The organism is Aquirufa sp. 5-AUSEE-100C1 (assembly GCF_054558655.1).
The window spans coordinates 292,590-312,175 of the sequence record NZ_JBPXKO010000003.1 but is presented as its reverse complement, the minus strand read 5'-3'; the positions used below and the strand labels follow the sequence as shown (position 1 = coordinate 312,175).

At 44.7% G+C, this 19,586-nt stretch carries 17 protein-coding genes; 8 read left to right on the top strand and 9 right to left on the bottom strand.

Annotated elements, in window-relative coordinates:
• Window positions 1-73: 73 nt before the first annotated feature.
• The 4 genes from ACMH5P_RS08450 to ACMH5P_RS08435 are packed head-to-tail and all read right to left on the bottom strand — an operon-like array spanning window position 74 to window position 7,356.
• On the bottom strand, window positions 74-1,480 hold the full coding sequence (locus tag ACMH5P_RS08450) for a M61 family metallopeptidase (RefSeq protein ID WP_459493915.1): 1,407 nt from the start codon (window positions 1,478-1,480) through the stop codon (window positions 74-76).
• Window positions 1,477-2,163: a DNA repair protein RecO gene (recO, locus tag ACMH5P_RS08445; RefSeq protein ID WP_459493914.1), complete on the bottom strand. Its 687-nt coding sequence runs from the start codon at window positions 2,161-2,163 to the stop codon at window positions 1,477-1,479. Before recO ends, ACMH5P_RS08450 begins: the two co-directional genes overlap by 4 nt.
• Entirely contained in the window at window positions 2,153-2,935 is a 783-nt protein-coding gene (locus ACMH5P_RS08440) for a lysophospholipid acyltransferase family protein (RefSeq protein ID WP_459493913.1), read from the bottom strand. The genes recO and ACMH5P_RS08440 overlap by 11 nt, the downstream gene beginning before the upstream one ends.
• Window positions 2,935-7,356 (bottom strand): hypothetical protein, encoded by a 4,422-nt coding sequence (locus ACMH5P_RS08435; protein ID WP_459493912.1) that lies wholly within the window; start codon window positions 7,354-7,356, stop codon window positions 2,935-2,937. Before ACMH5P_RS08435 ends, ACMH5P_RS08440 begins: the two co-directional genes overlap by 1 nt.
• Before the next feature lie 85 nt (window positions 7,357-7,441).
• Here ACMH5P_RS08435 and ACMH5P_RS08430 point away from each other — a divergent pair, with 85 nt between their 5' ends.
• Both ACMH5P_RS08430 and ACMH5P_RS08425 read left to right on the top strand, forming a co-directional pair.
• Window positions 7,442-7,954: a KdsC family phosphatase gene (locus ACMH5P_RS08430; protein WP_459493910.1), complete on the top strand. Its 513-nt coding sequence runs from the start codon at window positions 7,442-7,444 to the stop codon at window positions 7,952-7,954.
• 11 nt (window positions 7,955-7,965) lie between these two features.
• The gene (locus ACMH5P_RS08425) at window positions 7,966-8,475 is read left to right on the top strand and encodes a gamma carbonic anhydrase family protein (protein WP_459493909.1); all 510 of its coding nucleotides are present in this window, start codon (window positions 7,966-7,968) and stop codon (window positions 8,473-8,475) included.
• A gap of 139 nt (window positions 8,476-8,614) precedes the next feature.
• Here ACMH5P_RS08425 and ACMH5P_RS08420 read toward each other — a convergent pair whose 3' ends face one another.
• From ACMH5P_RS08420 to ACMH5P_RS08410, 3 genes are read right to left on the bottom strand one after another with little or no spacing between them, the layout of a single operon-like run.
• Window positions 8,615-10,108, bottom strand: a complete 1,494-nt coding sequence (locus ACMH5P_RS08420; RefSeq protein WP_459493908.1) for a GH3 auxin-responsive promoter family protein — start codon at window positions 10,106-10,108, stop codon at window positions 8,615-8,617.
• Window positions 10,109-10,114: 6 nt separating this feature from the next.
• A complete protein-coding gene (locus ACMH5P_RS08415) occupies window positions 10,115-10,798 on the bottom strand; it encodes a tetratricopeptide repeat protein (protein ID WP_459493907.1) in 684 nt (227 codons plus the stop codon).
• 10 nt (window positions 10,799-10,808) lie between these two features.
• Window positions 10,809-12,224, bottom strand: a complete 1,416-nt coding sequence (locus ACMH5P_RS08410) for a DEAD/DEAH box helicase (protein WP_459493906.1) — start codon at window positions 12,222-12,224, stop codon at window positions 10,809-10,811.
• A gap of 146 nt (window positions 12,225-12,370) precedes the next feature.
• Between ACMH5P_RS08410 and ACMH5P_RS08405 the strand changes: the two genes are divergently transcribed.
• The 3 genes from ACMH5P_RS08405 to ACMH5P_RS08395 are packed head-to-tail and all read left to right on the top strand — an operon-like array spanning window position 12,371 to window position 15,388.
• A complete protein-coding gene (locus ACMH5P_RS08405; RefSeq protein ID WP_459493905.1) occupies window positions 12,371-13,564 on the top strand; it encodes a chloride channel protein in 1,194 nt (397 codons plus the stop codon).
• Between the two features lies 1 nt (window position 13,565).
• On the top strand, window positions 13,566-14,756 hold the full coding sequence (locus ACMH5P_RS08400) for a M14 family zinc carboxypeptidase (RefSeq protein ID WP_459493904.1): 1,191 nt from the start codon (window positions 13,566-13,568) through the stop codon (window positions 14,754-14,756).
• Complete coding sequence (locus tag ACMH5P_RS08395) at window positions 14,753-15,388, top strand: DapH/DapD/GlmU-related protein (protein ID WP_459493903.1); 636 nt, start codon at window positions 14,753-14,755, stop codon at window positions 15,386-15,388. The genes ACMH5P_RS08400 and ACMH5P_RS08395 overlap by 4 nt, the downstream gene beginning before the upstream one ends.
• On the opposite strand, the gene ACMH5P_RS08390 is transcribed toward ACMH5P_RS08395, so the two are convergent.
• The gene (locus tag ACMH5P_RS08390) at window positions 15,383-16,096 is read right to left on the bottom strand and encodes a 3'-5' exonuclease (protein WP_459493901.1); all 714 of its coding nucleotides are present in this window, start codon (window positions 16,094-16,096) and stop codon (window positions 15,383-15,385) included. The genes ACMH5P_RS08395 and ACMH5P_RS08390 overlap by 6 nt on opposite strands.
• A 1-nt stretch (window position 16,097) precedes the next feature.
• Window positions 16,098-16,835: a lipoyl(octanoyl) transferase LipB gene (gene lipB, locus ACMH5P_RS08385; protein ID WP_459493900.1), complete on the bottom strand. Its 738-nt coding sequence runs from the start codon at window positions 16,833-16,835 to the stop codon at window positions 16,098-16,100.
• Between lipB and ACMH5P_RS08380 the strand changes: the two genes are divergently transcribed.
• The 3 genes from ACMH5P_RS08380 to mnmG are packed head-to-tail and all read left to right on the top strand — an operon-like array spanning window position 16,834 to window position 19,584.
• Window positions 16,834-17,259 (top strand): YraN family protein, encoded by a 426-nt coding sequence (locus tag ACMH5P_RS08380; RefSeq protein ID WP_459493899.1) that lies wholly within the window; start codon window positions 16,834-16,836, stop codon window positions 17,257-17,259. The genes lipB and ACMH5P_RS08380 overlap by 2 nt on opposite strands.
• A gap of 22 nt (window positions 17,260-17,281) precedes the next feature.
• Window positions 17,282-17,692 carry an rRNA maturation RNase YbeY gene (gene ybeY / locus ACMH5P_RS08375; RefSeq protein ID WP_459493898.1) on the top strand — a complete coding sequence of 137 codons (411 nt, stop codon included), beginning with the start codon at window positions 17,282-17,284 and terminating at the stop codon, window positions 17,690-17,692.
• Between the two features lie 32 nt (window positions 17,693-17,724).
• Complete coding sequence (mnmG, locus tag ACMH5P_RS08370) at window positions 17,725-19,584, top strand: tRNA uridine-5-carboxymethylaminomethyl(34) synthesis enzyme MnmG (protein ID WP_459494205.1); 1,860 nt, start codon at window positions 17,725-17,727, stop codon at window positions 19,582-19,584.
• The last annotated feature ends 2 nt before the right edge of the window (window positions 19,585-19,586 follow it).

The following is a 19,586-nucleotide window of genomic DNA, read 5'->3' as shown; positions in this document are numbered from 1 at the left end:
AGCCAAGTTAGCATGTCGTATATCCACAAACGTTAGCACCAAAACGACAAAACTTGTCGAATTTGGAAACAAATTATCTATTTGTTGCACATTTGAATGGAGAAAGAGCAGATTCATCCACAATTTCCAACACACCGCCGCCTGAAAAAGATAATCCAACAAAATTTAGGAGCTCTTTAATCTCACCCTCCAAGGGTTCCGAAGACTCCACCCACTTTGACCAAAAATCTGTAAGGGGTTCCTCGTAAACCTCCTCCACCAAAGCATAAAAATCTTGCCGGCCATACCCTCGCTTCAAGCGACCATAGCGAGCCTGCATCAGCAACATCACATCCCGCATGGATTTGCTATGCTTAAACTTCCGACGAATCAATAAATCCAAACCTAAAGCAACCAACGCACCCTTAAAATAAATCGAAACACGCTTACCAGGTAGGGCTGATCCATAACCATCCAACCACAAATCGACCGAACTTTCAATCAAGGATTGTTTAGATGTCCCATCCCGTTCAAAATGTAATTTCAGATTGCCGGCCAATAAATTCACATACTCCTCAGCCTTAACCACGTCCGACGCCCACAAGAACCAATCTCCCAAATAAGTCGTAATTCCCTCAACGATCCATCCGGTATCGAAAATGATGGCCTTCGTATAGTCGTAAGGCAATAACTCCTTCGGGCGAATGGTGGCCACATTCCACACATGAAATAACTCATGTGCCCCTAAGCCAATCAAATCCTCATAGGAGTCGCGATCCTCTGGGCCCATCACCATCATGGTCGATCTAGTATGCTCTACCCCATGGTAAAAAGGTTTGGGGCAAATCCACAACATAAAACGATAATCCCGAACCGGAAATTCGCCCATGTAGTCCAATTGATAGGCTACGAATTTTTGATAGGCCTGCAACAATCGTTCCGAAAAATGAACCTTCGGCCCTATACCCTGAATATAAAAATCGGTGCGCCCTGATCGCCAAGTTAACGATTGGATTTTCCGGGCCGCCAAATACGGCGAGTCCACGAGTTCCCGATATGATTTTAGCCCTTTGTTTTTTTCGAATGACCAGGAAATTTCATAGTCCCCTCCTAACACAGTCTCCGATAAAATCGCTACCGTACATGGCCGATTTTCGCCTCGATTCGGAAACAGCAAACAGTTCACAAAATTGATATACACCATCGATTCATCCACCCATGATCCACCCGCATCCGGCTGCTCCGCATGATATCGATAGGAAATGGTCATCGGCTCCAATGATGTGACCACAAAGGTCCACGTCGACAAATCCGTCTTCAAAACCACCCCATGATCACTCGTCACGGTAGCAATATTCTTGGCAAAATGTTGAACCTGATACCGCCCCGGACGCCAAATCGGTAAATGTAATTTCAACGGCCCCAGTCGAGCCGGTTGGAATGTTAATCGAATATCCAACGCCTTCGGCGAAGGAATAATCTGATACGCTAATGTTTTCATGACATCACCTCCTGCAAAACTTGTAAAGATCTCAACTCCCCAAACGACTCCATGTGCAAGCCATAATAATAAATCAAGGCACGCAAAACGGCCGCACGTTGCACACGATTTATACCAAGCGCCTGGCCATAATCCGAATCAAACAAGGCCTGAACAGCCTGCGGATCTAAGTCACTGATTCCCGGAACGCCAGCTTCCCGCAATTGATCCATAAACTCTTGCACCCGCCCCGCATGAAAGCCCAAAAACTCGCTCAACTTCCACAGAAATTGTAAATGAAAATTCTCCATCGACCCCACCCCCTGATCCAAAATCTGAAATGAATCCTCTAAAAAATCAAACAAGACCGGATTGGCCTCCTCCTCCCGCAATACCTTTCCCAATACCTCAGTTAGAAACAAAGCAATACTCGAATACGTAATATCAAAAGGTATTTTCCGATAAGGATAATAACATTTGGCCTCCGAGATTCGGTGAAGCCCCTTGCCAGGTTTGTGATAAACCTCGAGTTCAAGCAAGGTCAAGGGCTGAAACAGGGCAATCTTATGCTTCGCCTTGGCGGAACGAACTCCATTTTCCAGATAAGAGCTAATTCCAAATTCCGCCGTATAAATCGTAACCAATAAAGAAGACTCCCGGTATTTCAAGTAATTGATAACAATACCCTTCGTTTTATTCAGCATGTTCCAAGCCTATTTCCTGGCGCAAACGCTCCAAAATCTCCTCCGTCGTAGCCTCCGAATCAAATCGTATCGGTTCGCGAAACTCAACGGTCAAGGTTGTATTCCGTTTCTTAATCAATAAACCCTTCTTATCAAAAGCTCGACGGAAACCATTGATTCGGACCGGCACGACAATCGGATTTTCGCCCTTAATCAAATGCGCCGTCCCTTTACGCAATGGCGCAAAAGCGCGCGTTGTACCTTGGGGAAAACTAATCACCCAGCCAAATTTCAAGCCCTTTCCAATCTTCTCCACCGCGGCCAAATCCACCTCTCGCTTTACATCCACTCCCTCCGCACGCCACGACCGATTCACCAAAATCGCACCTGCCTGTGCCATCACCCGAGGCAAAAAACCATCATTCTTCATCGTTTCCGATGCAGCCACATAAAACAAATTCGACCGAGGAGCCATTAGATAAATCGGGTAATTAATCGTATTTCGAAAACCCCATTTCACCGAGAAAAAGATATGATACAAGGACACCACATCCATAAAATAGGTCTGATGATTCGGTAAAAACAAGACCCCCCGCTCCGGTAAATTTTCCAAATGCTCCGTCCCCGTAATCTTCGTTTTGTTGTACACCGTCAAACGATTATAGGAGATAAATCCCAAAACCATCATAACAATCCGCTTAAACAAAATCGGATTCCCAAATGGATCCCGCTCCCCTAAACCAAGCGTATCCATGAATTGAAATATTTTCCCCAGTTTTGATTCAGTCATCATTAAAACCCTCCTTTTTTCGCTTTCGTCGTTGGCGGCTCTGTCTTCACTGGTATCGCCACTTTTTTTGTTTTCTTGGTTGGCGTAGCAACCCGGTAATACGCCAAAAATCTTTTCACAAACGCATCCTTTTCGTCCCCCGCAGCCTCAACAACCGTTGATTTGCCCTTTTTGTCAGACTTAACCGCCTCGCGTATGGTGGCTAAAAATACAGGATCCGACGAATATACGCCTAACTCGCCATTAAAATAGGCAAAATAATACCATAAATCTTCCGACAATTCCCAATAGCCATAAAATTCCTCCTTATTCGGCTTTTTAACTACCTCCATGTAACCGCGAATCGCCGCATTAATATCCACAGGCCCCACATTAACCAAAGGTATTCCGCCCACCGAATAAAAAGAAGAGGTATTCGGCGACCAAACCCAAGAAACATTGGAAAAGTTAATTGAATTCGCAAACTCTGGCGCCACCTTATCCAAAGCCATGTGGACCTGATCCATTTTTGTCCGCATCGGCTCCGCTACCGCCTTGCCCAATACCTGATCCACACGACGCAAATACGCGTCTCGTTTCTCTGGGTCATCCGCCGGATCACTTTGAATTCCTTGGTCCAACTGATATTTCAGCATCCGATCCCCCATCACCTTCAATAACTTGGCTGGATATGGAAATTGTAAACTCACCCAAGTGTCCAAACGTGGCAGCAAACTATCCGTCGACATGACCAAATTACCAAATGCACGAATCGACTGATTTCCCGTAAACAATTGAATCGGGCCCTGTGCCTCCACGCGATGTTTATCAATAAACAACTGCATGTCCGATGATTTACCCTTGACCTCATAACGATCATTCGACTCAATCACATCCCCCTCAGATTGAAACAAAACAGGATCCAAGTCGTCCGACTGCGGGCTCAAAAATGTTGGGTACAATTTATTCTGCGCATTGATAAATATTCCAGCCGTGATTGGCCGACCGGCCTCATCGCGCAAATCCTTATTCAAGACCAAATGGGGTTCCTCGCCCTTTGCATTCTCAAATGGAATCCAGGCAGCACGAAAATTGGGCAAACCAATGACCGGACGAATGAATCCCTTGAAATTCAAATTCGGGTTGCGTGTATCCAAAGAGACCTCCCCCTTGAATTGCTGATGCTTACTAAATCGAAGCGGTGTTTTTTCCGCCAACAATCCCTCGGCAGTTACATGCGACTTTCCCTCAAACTGAAAGTTTCGCAAAGCAACGGATACCGTATCTCCATCACTACGTGGAAATTGATAATTAGCCTCGCCTTTCCAGCCCCTGGAATTCCCCTCGACAATCTTCAAATCGGCTAAGTAATGTCGCTTATTCTTGCCGTCTAACAGGGCCTTGGCGCCCGCAAATGGTTTAAATGCACCATCTTTCTGAATCCCCAAAATTCCCTTATCTGGGAACAACAAGGCAGGTCCCACTTCCACTTCTTTGACCCCACTTAACGCTAAATATTGCGCCTTTAAATCATAATTCGCGGTGGATGCTCGAATCATTGAGCCCGAGGAAGCCCCAGAACTATCTAAACTCGTGAGCTCAAAACCCGACTTACCAGCCAACAAAAATCGTTGGTTCGTCAAATCCCATGTACCCTCAGATAGACTACTTTGATACGCGATGTATGGAAACGTAATTTGAGTGCCTAATTCGCCTTTCGCCGGCCGAATCATGACTTTATGCGCCGTCATATTCGCATCTAAACTCACTTTACTCATAAAAACAGCCGGGGCGAAAAGAGCCATCTGTTTGCCAATTTTTAGATTCGCGTCGGCCGAAGACCAAGTCTGTGCATCGAAACGAAACAAGTCCGAATCCATTACGCCATCTTGTAATGTCAAAGTCCCTTTGCCAAAAACACGCTTTTGATGCATCCCAAGGGAGCCGGCCAACTGAAGTTCTTTCCCATACAAAAGAAAAGATTGCTTAACTGGATACATCCACAAGCTATCCTGAGCGGGCGTCCAGGCAAACCGATGTTCCCCAACTTGCATGGAAGGGTAACCTTTGCCCTCCATGGAGGCGCTCGTTCCGCTCGCCATTAATGAATCTGGATAAAAGTGGCTCTCTTTTTGATTAAGTGAAAGGCTCCCAAATTGCATGGTTCCCGAAGCTGATAAACCAGCCTTGTTCATCGTAAGCGGGCTCTTCAATTGATAAACAGCCTTGGACTGATAAATAGCTAAAGGGGATTTTTGATTGTATGAAAAACCAAAGGTTTGGTCAGGCATCAAAACCAAGGAGGATTTCAGAGTAGGAAATATCCCATTGGATATAAAGCTTCCCTCAAACGTAATTTCTTTCTGGGTCAAACTATCTAACTCGATCCTGGGCACCTGAAAAAAGTGCTTCTGCGAATATACCCCTTGCGCTCTCCAAGGTTCATCAAAATAAGATACGACTCCCTTGGGAATAATTAATTTTGGATAGGCCGCTAATCCTTTCCGGCCTGATTTATTGTTTGGCGGAGCGAGTAAAATATGCCCGGCCTCATAGCGAAACTGTCCCCCAAGTTCACGAGTCGTCCCTTTCCGAACAAACGTAATCGAATCAATTTGAGGAAGATTAATGGAATAATCATTAAAATTAAATCGGAAACCTTGGCCACGGAAGCGATAGTTGCCGATCTTAATTTCCCCCATAAAATCAAAATCACGCCCCTGGCCAAAGACAATCTGATTGTTAGAAGGAATGAAATTTGCCTTCAAAGAATCCGAAACCATCACTTCCTTAATCCCCCGAATCACCAATTTTTGTTGGGCCAAATCCACCGAAATATTCGCAGTATCCCTGGCTAGCATCCCACCAAAAGATGGCACATAAAAACGGTCAAAATCCTTTTGTGCAAATTTGACCTGTGCATAATGTCGGCCCAATCGCGTAAAAGAAACCTCACTCGTTTGATCGTCAAAATTCAAATACCCGGCATGTTTGTATTGTTGAAAACCGCCACGCATCCATTGCGGATCCTTCTTCGTGGCCGCTGCAATGTCGTATAAATTCGCTTGGCTGCGCTTGATGGCCGACAAATGATTATACAGAATCCGCATCGGGTCGTAGGTCAAAATTCCTTGCTGGCCATCCAATCTGTCTGCATCGTAAAAATCAAAGGACTCCACCCAAGCTGGATTTTGGCTTTTTCCCGCTAATCTATAAAAGTCCATGACTTGCGTATCAACATGCAATACCCCCAAATCTGCCGATATTGAAACCTGGTGAAAACTGTCCTCAAACAAGATCTGATCCTGCGTTGGTTTGATATGCCAAGAAGATTCTACGGGAATCCAATTCGCGGTGACATAGCCATGAAACAACGAATCCTTTTTGCCTACATAGCCCGTAAACGAACCTTCCTTTATTTGAATCGATTCATTGGATTGTATGGTAATTTGTTGGGCCGCAAATTCGCCCAATTTTTTCTCCTTCGACCAAATCTCCAAGCGCGCAGGTCGGTCGCCAGCACCCAACAATCCCCGCTGATCACCAAATACAAAAAGACGCCCGTAACCCCTGTAATGATTGCTCTGCAAAGGCTTAGCCAGAAACTCCTTGGACTTAAATTCAATGGCAAATCCGGAAGAACCCGCCTTCCTTTTCAAGGGCATGCGCAATGACCCTCGTATTTTCTGTTCTCCTTCCTGCCAAGTCATTTCTTCGCTGACCAAAATACCCCTTCGAGGATTTACTTGAAATCGGGGCAATTCCAAAGACCCTGTATTCAACAATCCGTTCTCGCCAATAAATACACGGTCTTTAACCGAAAAGCGTAAGGTCTTTGCCTGAAAACGAAGGCTATCTTTTCCAATGCTCGCTACGAATTCAACCTCATTCCATAGCAAAACCGGCCCCGGGGTAAATGCTTGAATTTGCATATCCTTGTCGGTGGGTATCTCGGGACTTGGGCTATCCCAATTATCGGAAGCCACAGCAAGCGTACTATCTGGGCCCTGCCAAGCTAGCGACAAATTGCCTTGTACCTGAAATGTGTAATTCCCCGTTTGAACCAATCGCTGGTTGTATTGCCAATTTTCAACTTGCTCGAGAAAGCTGAGTAATGTTTTATTATCCTTTTGCTCAATGAGCTTTTGAACCGTAGATAGTAATTCTAATTGAAGATTCGGATTCGATTGAAGAAAGGTTCTGGCTAATAAATAGGCCAACTGAGGTGATTTGAAACCCGCTTTGCGCAGTTGGAAAACTAGATCGACAAACGCTTTAGATGAGGCAATTTTTGCTTGTTGTGACCAATTCGCAGCATCTGTATTTTTGCTTTGGGCTATGCTGTTGACAAATTCCGAAAAAGCCGCATCCGCCTGTTGGGCATGCAATAGGCCTGGACAAATCGCCAGCCCAATAAACATGAAAAACACACGAATTCGTTTCATAGGTGGTAAAAATACAAAAAAGCGACCACGAAACGCATCAAGTCTTTCCACAGATTTATGTAAATTACCGTTCAAAAGCATTCTTATGTCCAACAGCCTTACGCAATTTGCGCAAATTAAAGCCTTTGTTTTCGATATCGATGGCGTCATGACCGACGGCAGTGTGCATGTCTTAGAAACGGGTGAGCATTATCGTACCTTTCACATCCGGGATGGTTATGCCATTGAAAAGGCGCGTGAAGCGGAATATAATCTTTGCGTAATCACGGGTGGCGGTCATCAAGGGGTTAAAAAACGACTCGAAAACCTGAAATTTCAGGATATTTATTTCGGTTTGGGCGGCAAAGATAAATTGGAAACCTACTTAACTTGGTTAGAGAAAATCGGTCTCGACGAATCCGAAATCTTGTACATGGGTGACGATGTTCCCGACTTAAAAATCCTATCCAGGCCCAAACTATTAAGTACCTGTCCGGCGGATGCAATTCCTGAAATTCAGATGGCTTGTAAATATATTTCCCCTTTTGGCGGAGGCAAAGGCGCTGTACGGGATGTCATCGAAAAGGTCATGAAACTACAGGGTCGCTGGCCCGCATAAATCGCGAAACTATGGCATTAATTGTTCCAATCAAGGGGAAATCACCCCGATTTGGCCCAGAAAACTGGCAGGCAGCAAACGCTACCATTGTGGGTGATGTTACGTTTGGTTCACATTGTACAGTTTGGTATAATGCGGTTGTTCGAGGCGATGTCAATCGCATTCGAATAGGCAATTATTCCAACATTCAGGATGGCGCCGTGATTCATTGCACTTACCAAAAAACAGAAACCACTATCGGAAATTATGTCTCCATTGCACACAATGCGATTGTTCATGGCTGCACCATTGAAGACTATGTATTGGTGGGCATGGGAGCCATCATCATGGATGGCGCACTCATCGAAACGGGTTCTATCATCGCTGCCGGAGCTGTGGTAACCCAAAATACCCGCGTTCCCGCAGGTAGTATTTATGCCGGAAATCCCGCCAAATTATTGAAAACCGTAAGCCCCGAGGCTGCGGAAGTGTTCATGCGAACGGCCATGAATTACTTGGAATATGCGAGTTGGCAAAAGTAGAGACGCGATACCTCGCGTCTAATATGCTCGTAATTTATAAGACGCGAAGTGTCGCGTCTCTACATGGCTGCGGTTTACCTGACGCGAAGTGTCGCGTCTCTACATGGCTGCGGTTTACCTGACGCGAAGTATCGCGTCTCTACATGGCTGCGAGCTTATCCGCAATCGCCCGATCATTCGCTAAACGTGGAACCTTATTTTGTCCCCCCAATTTCCCTTGCGATTTCATGTAATCGATAAAGGCATTTGTGGGCAAAATTGTCAACTTCAGAGGCTGCAAGACCTTTCCTTCAATCAAATCACGGTAATAAATATTCTGCGAAACCATGGAGGCCTCTAATGCCGCACTAAATTTGGCTGGATCATTCGGCTGTTGCGCAAACTCAACCAACCATTCGTGATAGGGTAATTCTCCAGCTGGTGGATTCACCTGCGGAGCCAAGGTAAACTCAACCAAACTCGCCTCTGGACAAGCCTTAAGTGCTTCGCCCATCGCGCGTTCCGCTTCCTCGGAAATCACATGTTCTCCAAAAGCCGAAATAAAATGTTTAATCCGGCCTGTCACCACAATTCGGAACGGATCTAAAGACACAAATTTCACCGTATCACCAATTGAATAGGACCAAAGACCCGCATTCGTCGTCATTAATAGCGCATAATTAACGCCCAACTTCACTTCGGAAAGCATCAAGCGCTTCGGTGTTCCGCTGAAATAGGTATCCATGGGAACAAACTCAAAAAAGATTCCCCCATCTACATTGAGCAATAAACCCTCCGCCCCACTTGAATCTTGAAAGGCAATAAATCCCTCCGAAGCCGGGTAAGTTTCCACGACATCAATATCCCGACCGATTGATTCCATCAATTTTTGTCGGTAAGGCTCAAAATTCACCCCACCGGTCACAAACAATTGAAAATCAGGGAATAAGTCCCCGATCTTCTTCCCCGACAAACTCTCTAAACGATCAAAATACATCTGAACCCAAGGCGGAATTCCTGAGATCAATCCCATCCGCTGGTCAATGGTTTCATGAACAATCGCTTCCAATTTCTCCTCCCAATCCTCGATGCAGTTCGTGGTGTAACTCGGCATTTGATTGCTTCGCAAATAGCCTGGAACGTGGTGATTGACGATGCCCGACAAACGGCCGGTTGGGATACCGTTTTTCTCTTCTAACTCCGGAGAGCCCGATAAAAAAATCAATTTTTGGTCTAAAAACTTTGCATTACCTGAATAATGCACATAATGCAAAAGGGCATCACGTGCTCCCGTGATGTGGTAAGGCATCGATTCCTTCGAAATGGGAATGTATTTGGCGCCTGATGTGGTGCCTGATGTTTTGGCAAAATAAGCCGGTTTCCCTGGCCAAAGAATGTTAGGGGAGCCCAAAACCATTTCATCGATGTAGGTTTTCAGGTCCTCATATTCGGCAATGGGTACGCGAATTTTATATTCGAGGTAATTACGGATTTTGTCGAATTCGTAGGCCAGTCCAAAGATGGTCTGCTCGGCCTTTTTAAGGTTGTTTTTCAACCAGGCTTCCTGAATTTGAATCGCTTGAGCGTGACTCTTCTGGTGTTTCTTGACCACCCGCTTCGCAAAAGGTTTCGCAAAAAAGGACCGAATTCCCATAGTGAATTACTTAAATACGCCCTGAGGATCGGGCATTTTTTCAGCTAAACTTTTGCCTAAATTTAAATCCAATTGTGTGATATCCAGCTTTCGACACTCATGCAAATAGGCCCAGGCATTTTCATATTTCTCCTGTAAATACGCCACTTGGGCTCGCTTCATCCAAGCCGTTGCATAATTAGGCGTTTGTAATAAGGCTTGCTGCAACAAGGCATCCGTCTCATCCAAGGTCCCGCAATCCATCGATTTCAAATAACAGCTCAATTTAACGATGGCCAAATCTACCCGTAAAATACTTTGTGTGCTATCTAAGGCCAGACCTTTCGAAAGAAATTCAATCGCCTTCGGAAAATCTTGACGCTGAAATGTGATTACACCCAGCCCCCAATAGGAGTCAACCGCTTGATTATCAAGCTCATGAACCAAATTAAAACGATAGGTGGCTGTATCCAAGTGACCTGATGCGACAAACTCCCAAGCACGTTCAGAGAAAAACTCGACTGCTTCTTTTCGAGATCCGAAACTCGCATCGCAAGATTCCACAAATTGCTTTAACTCCGCTTGGTCTTTCGACAATAGGGTCGTTTGGCCATAAAGGGGAAGATACTTTGCTTCCTTGGGACTAGCGGCTTGTTGGCCCAGCATCAAGCTGCTCACAAGCATCAATAAAGAAATAAGACATACTTTCATCGCTGCAAATCTACCTTTTCTTTTTAGATGATGGTGCGCCCGGGCGAAATTTTGCATTTTTTCCGGGGCGATTGTTTCGTTGGGGCGGTTTTGGGGTGGAAACAGCTCCACCTTTAGGACCCGTTTTTGTAACCGCTTTTCGATTAGGTACCTTTTGGCCACTAGCACGCGCCTTGATGACCCATTTTTTCTCGTGGAACGCGCCTTTGAAATCGGGATCCTCCCGCTTACGCTGATCATCCACGGCGCGCAACATATCTTGCTGCTCAACAAACGGCGTCTCTTCGCGATCTACTTCATCCGGAAGTTGCTGAATATCAATCTTTTGCTGAATAATTTCTTCAATTTTCGCCCAATGGTATTGCTCTGCCAGCGTAATAAACGTGATGGATTCGCCCACTTGATCAGCCCGGCCTGTCCGACCAATCCGGTGCACATAATCTTCGTAAATTAGAGGAACATCGAAATTAATCACATGGGAAACTTTGGGAATATCAATCCCGCGTGCAGCGACATCCGTCGTTACTAGTACACGAATAAGGCCTTCTCGAAACAGCTGCATGGCATTGATTCGGGTATTTTGGCCTTTATTGGAGTGGATCGCACGAACTTGATCTTCGGGTAAGACTTTTCGAATTAAGAATTTCTCAACTTGATTAGCGACATCCTTGCTCCGACAAAATATCATCACGCGCTCAAAAGCATCTTGCTTTAGAAAATGCGCGAGGGCGTTTATTTTCGTACTTAAATTCGGTGCCTCGTAGACAAATTGAGTGACTTGGCTGGCAGGGGTGGCTTGCCTTGTGATCTCAACCTTGTGGGGAAACTCCAAAAATTCATGCGAGAGGTTCTCCACTTTTTCTGGGAAAGTCGCTGAAAATAGCCCATTTTGACGTTTTTTATACGGGATTTTTTCCAAAATCTCCCGGATCTGCGGCATAAAACCCATATCCATCATCTTGTCCGCCTCATCCAAAATTAAGATCTTCAGATCCTTCACGACGATCGTATCCTTGCGATATAATTCTAAAAAACGACCCGGGGTCGAGACCACAATATCGACGCCGTCTTCCAATGCTTGAATTTGCGCCTTAGGCCCCAAACCCCCATAAAGAGCAAGCATTCGAAGGTCTGTTTCTACTGCCAGGCCAACCATCACCTCGTGAATCTGCATAACCAGTTCCCGTGTGGGCGCTAAAATCAAGGCCCGAGGGTTTTTCCCTTGTGCATATTTACAACGCATGAGCACAGGTAAAGCATAGGCCGCCGTTTTACCGGTACCCGTTTGCGCGATCCCTAATACATCATGACCTTGCAACATGAGTGGAATTGCCTTTTCTTGTATGGGGCTTGGCGTAGTGTATCCCAATGCGTCACACGCGCGACACAATTGAGGGTTTAAACCAAGCGAAGAAAAATCAGTCATATGATATTTAATCTAAGGGCCACAATTGACTCCTTGGAATTTCGTTCAAGAACGCCGCCAGCGGCATTCGCTACAGCACATTCGTTTCCGGCACAAAGGTAGGCAAAATAAATTTGCCTACCTTTGAAACAAACATTCTCTCAAACATGCGTATTTGGGGCATTCGAATCCTACTTTGGGCCATCATCTCTTTCTTAACGGGAAGTTTCGCATCCCTATTTCTCTGGGGGCTGGATGAAATCGCAAAAAATCGACAAGCTTATTTTTTATTTGGACTACCTGTCATTGGATATTTCCTATATTGGTTTAGGCGCTGGGCTTTTACTAAACAAGGAACGAATGACTTAATAAACCATTTACAGGGGGGCGCCTTTCATTCATCTTATTGGCTAGCGCCCTTTACCTTAGTCTCCACATGGTTTAGTCATTTAGTCGGCGCGTCAGTCGGCCGAGAGGGTGCCGCCGTATTCATGGGAGGCGCGATCGCTCAAACGAGTTCGGATAAATTTCAAGTTTCGACAGCAGAAAAATCTATTTGGATTCGTGCCGGAATTAGTGCGGGCTTTGCGGCAATTTTTGGAACTCCCTGGGCGGGCTGCTTTTTCGGACTCGAAATCAAGGAAGTTGGAAAAATTCACCTTCGTTCCATATTTGCCTGCTTTGCCACCGCTTTCGCCGCAAATTATGTAAGTCTACACGTGTACGGGACAAAACACGTTTTATATCCCACCATTTTGTTGCCTGACATTTCGGGCCTATTTTGGGCCAAATTAGCGCTTATTGGGCTATTTTTGTCTCTGTTGGCGCGTACTTATAAGGCGCTAGAATCGAATATTTTCTTGGCGACTGAGAAATTGCCCGTACAAGCTGCCCAAAAGGCGATTCTCGGGGGCATCATTTTGTTAGGTTTTTTTCAATTTTCATTTTTTCAAGAGAGCACTGGTTTGGGGTCGGAATTTTTACTCCGGCCATTCGCCGACCATTTTAAGTCGGGCATTTTTGCCATCCAAAAATTAATTGCGACGAGCTTAAGTCTTGGGCTTGGATTCAAAGGGGGAGAGGCAACTCCCTTATTTCTCATTGGTGCCCATGCGACCGCGGGCATCAGCGAGTTCATCCAATTGCCCGGACCATTTTTAGCAGCCATCGGATTTACCTGTTTATACATGGGCTTAACAAAAACCCCCATCGCTGCGACATGTATGGGTGTGGAACTATTTGGACACGAGACTTGGTTTTGCTTCCTAATTGTTACCCTCATAGTAATGTATGTATCGGGCAAAAAGGGGCTCTTTCACGCACAATCCTGGGCAAGTTATTTACCTAAATTACGCAAATAATATGTACAATTACATCTTCGACGAGTATCCTAATTTTCAAGAAACCCGTATCCTAACGAGGCGATTCAATCCGCAAACCTGGGAAGTACTCATCCGCGAATGGTCGGATTCTCCCTATTTGCGTATACAGAAAATTGGCGAAAGCTATGAGAAAAGGCCTATTCACGAAATTCAATTTGGAGAAGGTCCCATCAAAATTATTGCTTGGTCACAAATGCATGGAGACGAAGCCACGGCAACTATGGCATTGTGCGATATTTTCCGCTTTTTAAACACAAATGAACTAGAAAACCAAAAAATAAGGGAAAAATTGCATCAAAATTGTACGATTCACTTCATTCCACTACTTAATAAAGACGGTGCGGCGCGCTGGACGCGAGAGACGGCATTAGGTATCGATATGAACCGAGATGCGGTACATCAATATAGCTCAGAAGCAAAATTACTTTCTGACTGGGCAGACCAAATAAAACCCGATTTTGCCTTTAATCTACATGATCAAAATCGACTATATTCCGTAGGAAATTCTGCACACCAAACTCATATAGCATTCCTTGCCACAACAGGGGACGAAGCTGGAACATGGACTGAATCCCGCAAACGGGCTGGTCAATTAGCGAATCGATTAACCCGTTTAACACAAGCTAAAATACCCAACAAGGTTGCCAAATGGTCTGACGAATTTAATGCACGCGCTTTTGGAGATAACTTTCAAAAACGCGGTTATGGTCTACTATTGGTCGAGTCGGGCGGTGCAGGATGGGACCTTGAAAAACAAAGTCTCCGAAGGCTACATGTAAGTATATTAATCGATGCTTTTTACAGTATTGCCACCGGCACTTACCAACAAGAAGCGCTCGAAACATACGAAGCATTAGAAACCAATGAAAGACAAATTTTCGACATCAAACTAAGCAATGCGCCTTTAGACATGTCGGGAAATGTCCGCGCAGATATCGGTATAAACCTGGTGGAAAAAGCCATAGGAGAGGAACATATTTCCTACGCATGGTGTATCGAAGAAATAGGTGATTTAGCCTATATGCATGCGCTAAATAATATCGACGCCAGCACATTTTCGTCGAATCGACAGATAACACTCGGAGAGGAATTAACTGAATTGACCTTCACAAAAGATGGCCAAATCAGTTTTGATTTACGTAATTTTACAGCCAAAATAAATAATCTATGACATCATTACCCGTAATTATTATTGGAGTTAATCCATTTGCCTTGGAAGTGGCACATATATTCCAGCAGAACAACGTCGTTATCTACGGCTTTTTGGACGATGACATCAAGAAAAAAGACACAATGATTGGCGAAATTCCCGTACTAGGAACGACCGAAGATGAAAGCTATTGGGGGTTAATCGGCAAATCTTGTGCTGTATTTATTGCCTTAGAAAACCCTACAGAGCGCAAGAAAATGATTGAATTAATCGAAGAAGATCGTAAGACAAAACCCGTACACGCCATTCATCCTAGCGTCCAAATTGCTAACGTGAAAAGCTTAGCATATGGCATATTCATTGGTGCAAATTCCGTCATAGGAGCTGAAACAAAAATATCGGACCATGTAGTTATCGGACCAAGCTGTATCATTGAAACTGGTGCTGTCGTTGATGAATACAGCCAAATTGGTGCCGGATCAGTTGTCGGAAAAGAGGCCCAAATTGAGAAAAATGCATTCATTGGAATTCATTCCACGATTGTCGGTAGCATTAAAATAGGTAAGGGTGCTACGGTCGGAGCGGGATCTGTTGTAATTGAAAATATTCCAGCGAGTAAGCGTGCATTTGGCAATCCAGCAAAAATACTATAGTTTTTGAATGTTGTGTGGCTCAACAAGGTTCATGAAATGGAACCGCAAATAGAGTTGGGCCACAACAATAACATCCTCCATACAATACGACTCTATCCGAGCTAAATTGTCTTCTTTGTAATAAACACCGTGTACTTGATCGCCCGACAAGTCTGATTTAGCTCCTTCAATTCCCATCATTTCGGCCAATAATTCGAGGGAAGTATAGTTCTTCCGGTCTCCAAATCGCCACATTTCCATCGTGTCCTGATGAATAATTTCCCATGGTTTTTTACCCTGAACCTGAAGTGCCTTGGGAATTTCGAGATTATTTGCCAGCATTCTTCTACACAAATAGGGGAAATCAAACTCCTTGCCATTGTGTGCAACAAGCGTTAATTCTTTTGATTTATAGGTCTTCGTTATAAACGCCCCAAACTCTTTCAACAACTCCTTTTCGTCATGATGCGCGATTGTTTTCACCTTCAAACAAAGTTCCTGGTCCTTATTTACGTACAAGAAACCCATTCCAATGACAATAATCCGACCAAATTCAGCAAATAAAGCAGCGCGATCTGCATATAAATCCTCAAGGGATACATTATCTGAATTATAAAGATTCTTCGCCTTTTTTAGCCAAAACTCTTTCATTCGTTCGGAAAGTTGGAAAAAATCCGATTTTCCAGATACCGTTTCGATGTCGAGAAATAGCGTGTTCTTGAAGTTCATTTTACGCGGGGTTTGGCAATGTTTCACGTGAAACATTAACTTGGTTAAACTCGAAAAGCGCACATAAATTACCCAAAACGAGCTTCTTTACTTCCGCTATATCAACGCTGCGCCCCAGCTCTTGCGAGAGCGAGGTTACGCCCTTGGTGGCAATTCCACACGGCACAATGTGACCAAAATAGGAGAGGTCGGTGTTAACATTCAAGGCAAATCCGTGCATACTAATCCAACGAGATGCTTTGACGCCAAATGCACAAATCTTTCTTGGGTCGTCCGACTCGGGGTCTATCCAAACTCCGGTAAGCCCATCAATTCGTCCGGCCTGTAAGCCATAAGACGAACAGGTTCGAATGACAGCCTCTTCAAGCATTCGCAGATAGAGGTGTATATCGGTAAAGAAATTCTCTAGATCAAAAATGGGGTATCCGACCAATTGTCCCGGCCCATGGTAAGTAATGTCGCCGCCGCGGTTTATTTTAAAAAAGCTGGCGCCAATTGTATGCAGAAAGGATTCTTGCATTAATAGATGAGACTCATCGCCGCTTTTCCCCAAGGTATAAACATGCGGGTGCTCACAAAATAAAAGGAAGTTCGGCGTAGGCTTTTGGTCTATTTCATCTAAGCCTCTATTCGACAATTTTATCCCTGCCGTATGGGCCATCAATGATTCTTGAAGGTCCCAGGTTTCCTTGTAGGCGACAAGGCCTAAATCAACAAATTGGACATTTTTATTCTGCATGGAAAATTATCAAAAACAAGCTCGGCCGCTTCCCTTAGAAGCCTTTTATTTGAAAAACAAATATACAAGAATGGCGAAACATTTACGACTAGGCTGGCTTGCGGAAAACCTGGCAACTGATTATTTGCGGCAACAAGGGTATTATATCCGAGAAAAAAATTACCGAGCTGGAATCGCGGAAGTAGATCTGGTCGCACAAAAATCCCAAACCCTGTGTTTTGTTGAGGTTAAAGCCAAAAAGTCAGGTGGGTTTGGGACACCCGAAGAACGGATCGATGCTGGGAAAATTCGTCGCTATCATCAAGCCGCAACGAACTATCAAGAGGATGAAAATTGGTTTGGGGAAATCCGGTTCGACACCATTTCCATTACTTTTTTTCCACAAGCTGTACAAATTGAGCATTTCGAGGATGCTTTTTCGTAAATTCGTGGTTTAGTTTACAAATATGATCAGTTTTCACACCGAGGACGTTTCTTTTAATCTACCCGATAAGCTTAAACACAAGCAATGGCTTCAAGCTGTTGCCAAAGAGGAGCAAAAAAAAATCGAGGAGCTAAACTATGTGTTTTGTTCTGACGACTATTTATTGCAGATCAACCAGGAATACTTGCAGCACGATACCTATACAGATATCGTCACCTTTGACAATTCTGATAATCCCAAAATTATCGAAGGGGATATCTTTATTTCATACGATCGCATCTTGGAAAATGCCGCGAAATTTGGCACCGAAAACAGCGAACTGCAGCGCGTCATGGTTCACGGCTTATTGCACCTGTGTGGTTATAAAGACAAGGCGAAAGCGGATAAAAGCTTAATGACCGAAAAAGAAAACTACTATTTGGAAAAAAGATAACACGTGTTCCACGTGAAACAAAAATAAAAATGATGCAGAATTCATATGATGTAATCGTAGTAGGAGCGGGGCATGCGGGCTGTGAGGCGGCGCATGCGGCGGCGCAAATGGGCTCCAAGGTTTTGCTGATTACGATGAACATGCAAACCATTGCACAGATGTCTTGTAACCCGGCGATGGGTGGGGTTGCGAAAGGACAGATCGTGCGAGAGGTAGATGCGCTGGGAGGGATGTCGGGAATTATCTCGGACAAAACGATGATCCAGTTTAGGATGCTTAATCGCTCGAAGGGTCCTGCGATGTGGTCGCCACGTTGCCAGTCGGACCGTGCGCGATTTGCCGAAGAGTGGCGTTGGGCCTTGGAGCAAAATGCCAATGTTGATTTTTGGCAGGACTCGGTCGAATCGCTACTTGTGGAGGAGGGTGTTGTGAAGGGGGTAAAGACGCGGATGGGCATGGCATATTTTGCACCCACGGTTGTGTTGACAAATGGGACGTTTTTGAATGGCCTTATTCATATTGGTGAAAAGAATTTTGGCGGGGGTCGAATGGCCGAACCAATGGCTGGGGGGATTACGGAACAATTGATTCAATTGGGTTTTGAATCGGGACGAATGAAAACGGGAACACCGCCGCGTGTAGATGGTCGTAGTTTGGATTATTCCAAAATGGAGGAGCAAAAAGGGGATGAGAACCCCACTGCATTTTCCTATTTGACGAAAACACCCCTGAAGGAACAGCGCTCTTGTTGGATTACACACACGAATGAAAAAGTACACGAAGTCTTGCGAAAAGGTTTTGATCGCAGCCCAATGTTTGCAGGAAGAATCAAGGGGTTGGGGCCGCGTTATTGTCCATCCGTAGAAGACAAGATTAATCGTTTTGCGGATAAGGATTCCCATCAAATTTTCGTTGAGCCAGAAGGTTGGAATACGGTTGAGATTTATGTAAATGGATTCTCAACGTCATTGCCGGAAGACATTCAGTTCGAGGCTATTCGTTTGATTCCGGGTTTTGAAAATGCAAAATTATTCCGCCCGGGTTATGCTATTGAATATGATTACTTCCCGCCGACACAATTAAGTTCGACTTTGGAAACAAAACGGGTGTCGGGTTTATTCTTTGCTGGTCAAATTAATGGAACAACTGGTTATGAAGAGGCTGCATGCCAAGGCTTAATGGCGGGAATAAATGCCCATCAAAAAGCGCACGGATTAGATCCATTTACCTTGTCAAGGTCAGAGGCGTATATCGGTGTGTTAATTGACGACCTTATCAACAAAGGTACTGATGAGCCTTACCGCATGTTCACCTCACGCGCCGAATTCCGAACCCTATTGCGACAAGACAACGCCGATGAGAGACTAACCGAAAAAGGATACGCACTCGGACTGGCAACACAAGAACGCATGGATACCTATGCGCAGAAAAAACAACAAGTTGCCGAGTTGTTGGAAACCATTCAAACAACAAAAGTAAAGCCGGCCGAAATCAATGATTGGTTGGAAAGCCAAGGAACAGCAACGCTAAAAGAAGGAGCTCCGATAATCAATTTACTAAAGCGGTCGGATTTGAGTTTTGAACAAATTCTCCAACATGAGATTGGACAGAAGCTGAAAGAAACCTATACGCAAGAGGTGCTAGAACAAGTAGAAATTATCGTCAAGTACGAAAGCTATATCGAGAAAGAGCGCTTGATGGTCAATAAGATGAAGAGCATGGAAGATTTGGCGATACCGGCCAACTTCGATTATGATAAGATAAAAACTTTATCCACCGAGTCCCGAATCAAGCTTAAATCCATTCGTCCACAAACGATTGGTCAGGCTAGTCGGATTTCAGGCGTGTCTGCCGCCGACGTATCTATATTACTATTATTCATGGGTCGCTAACT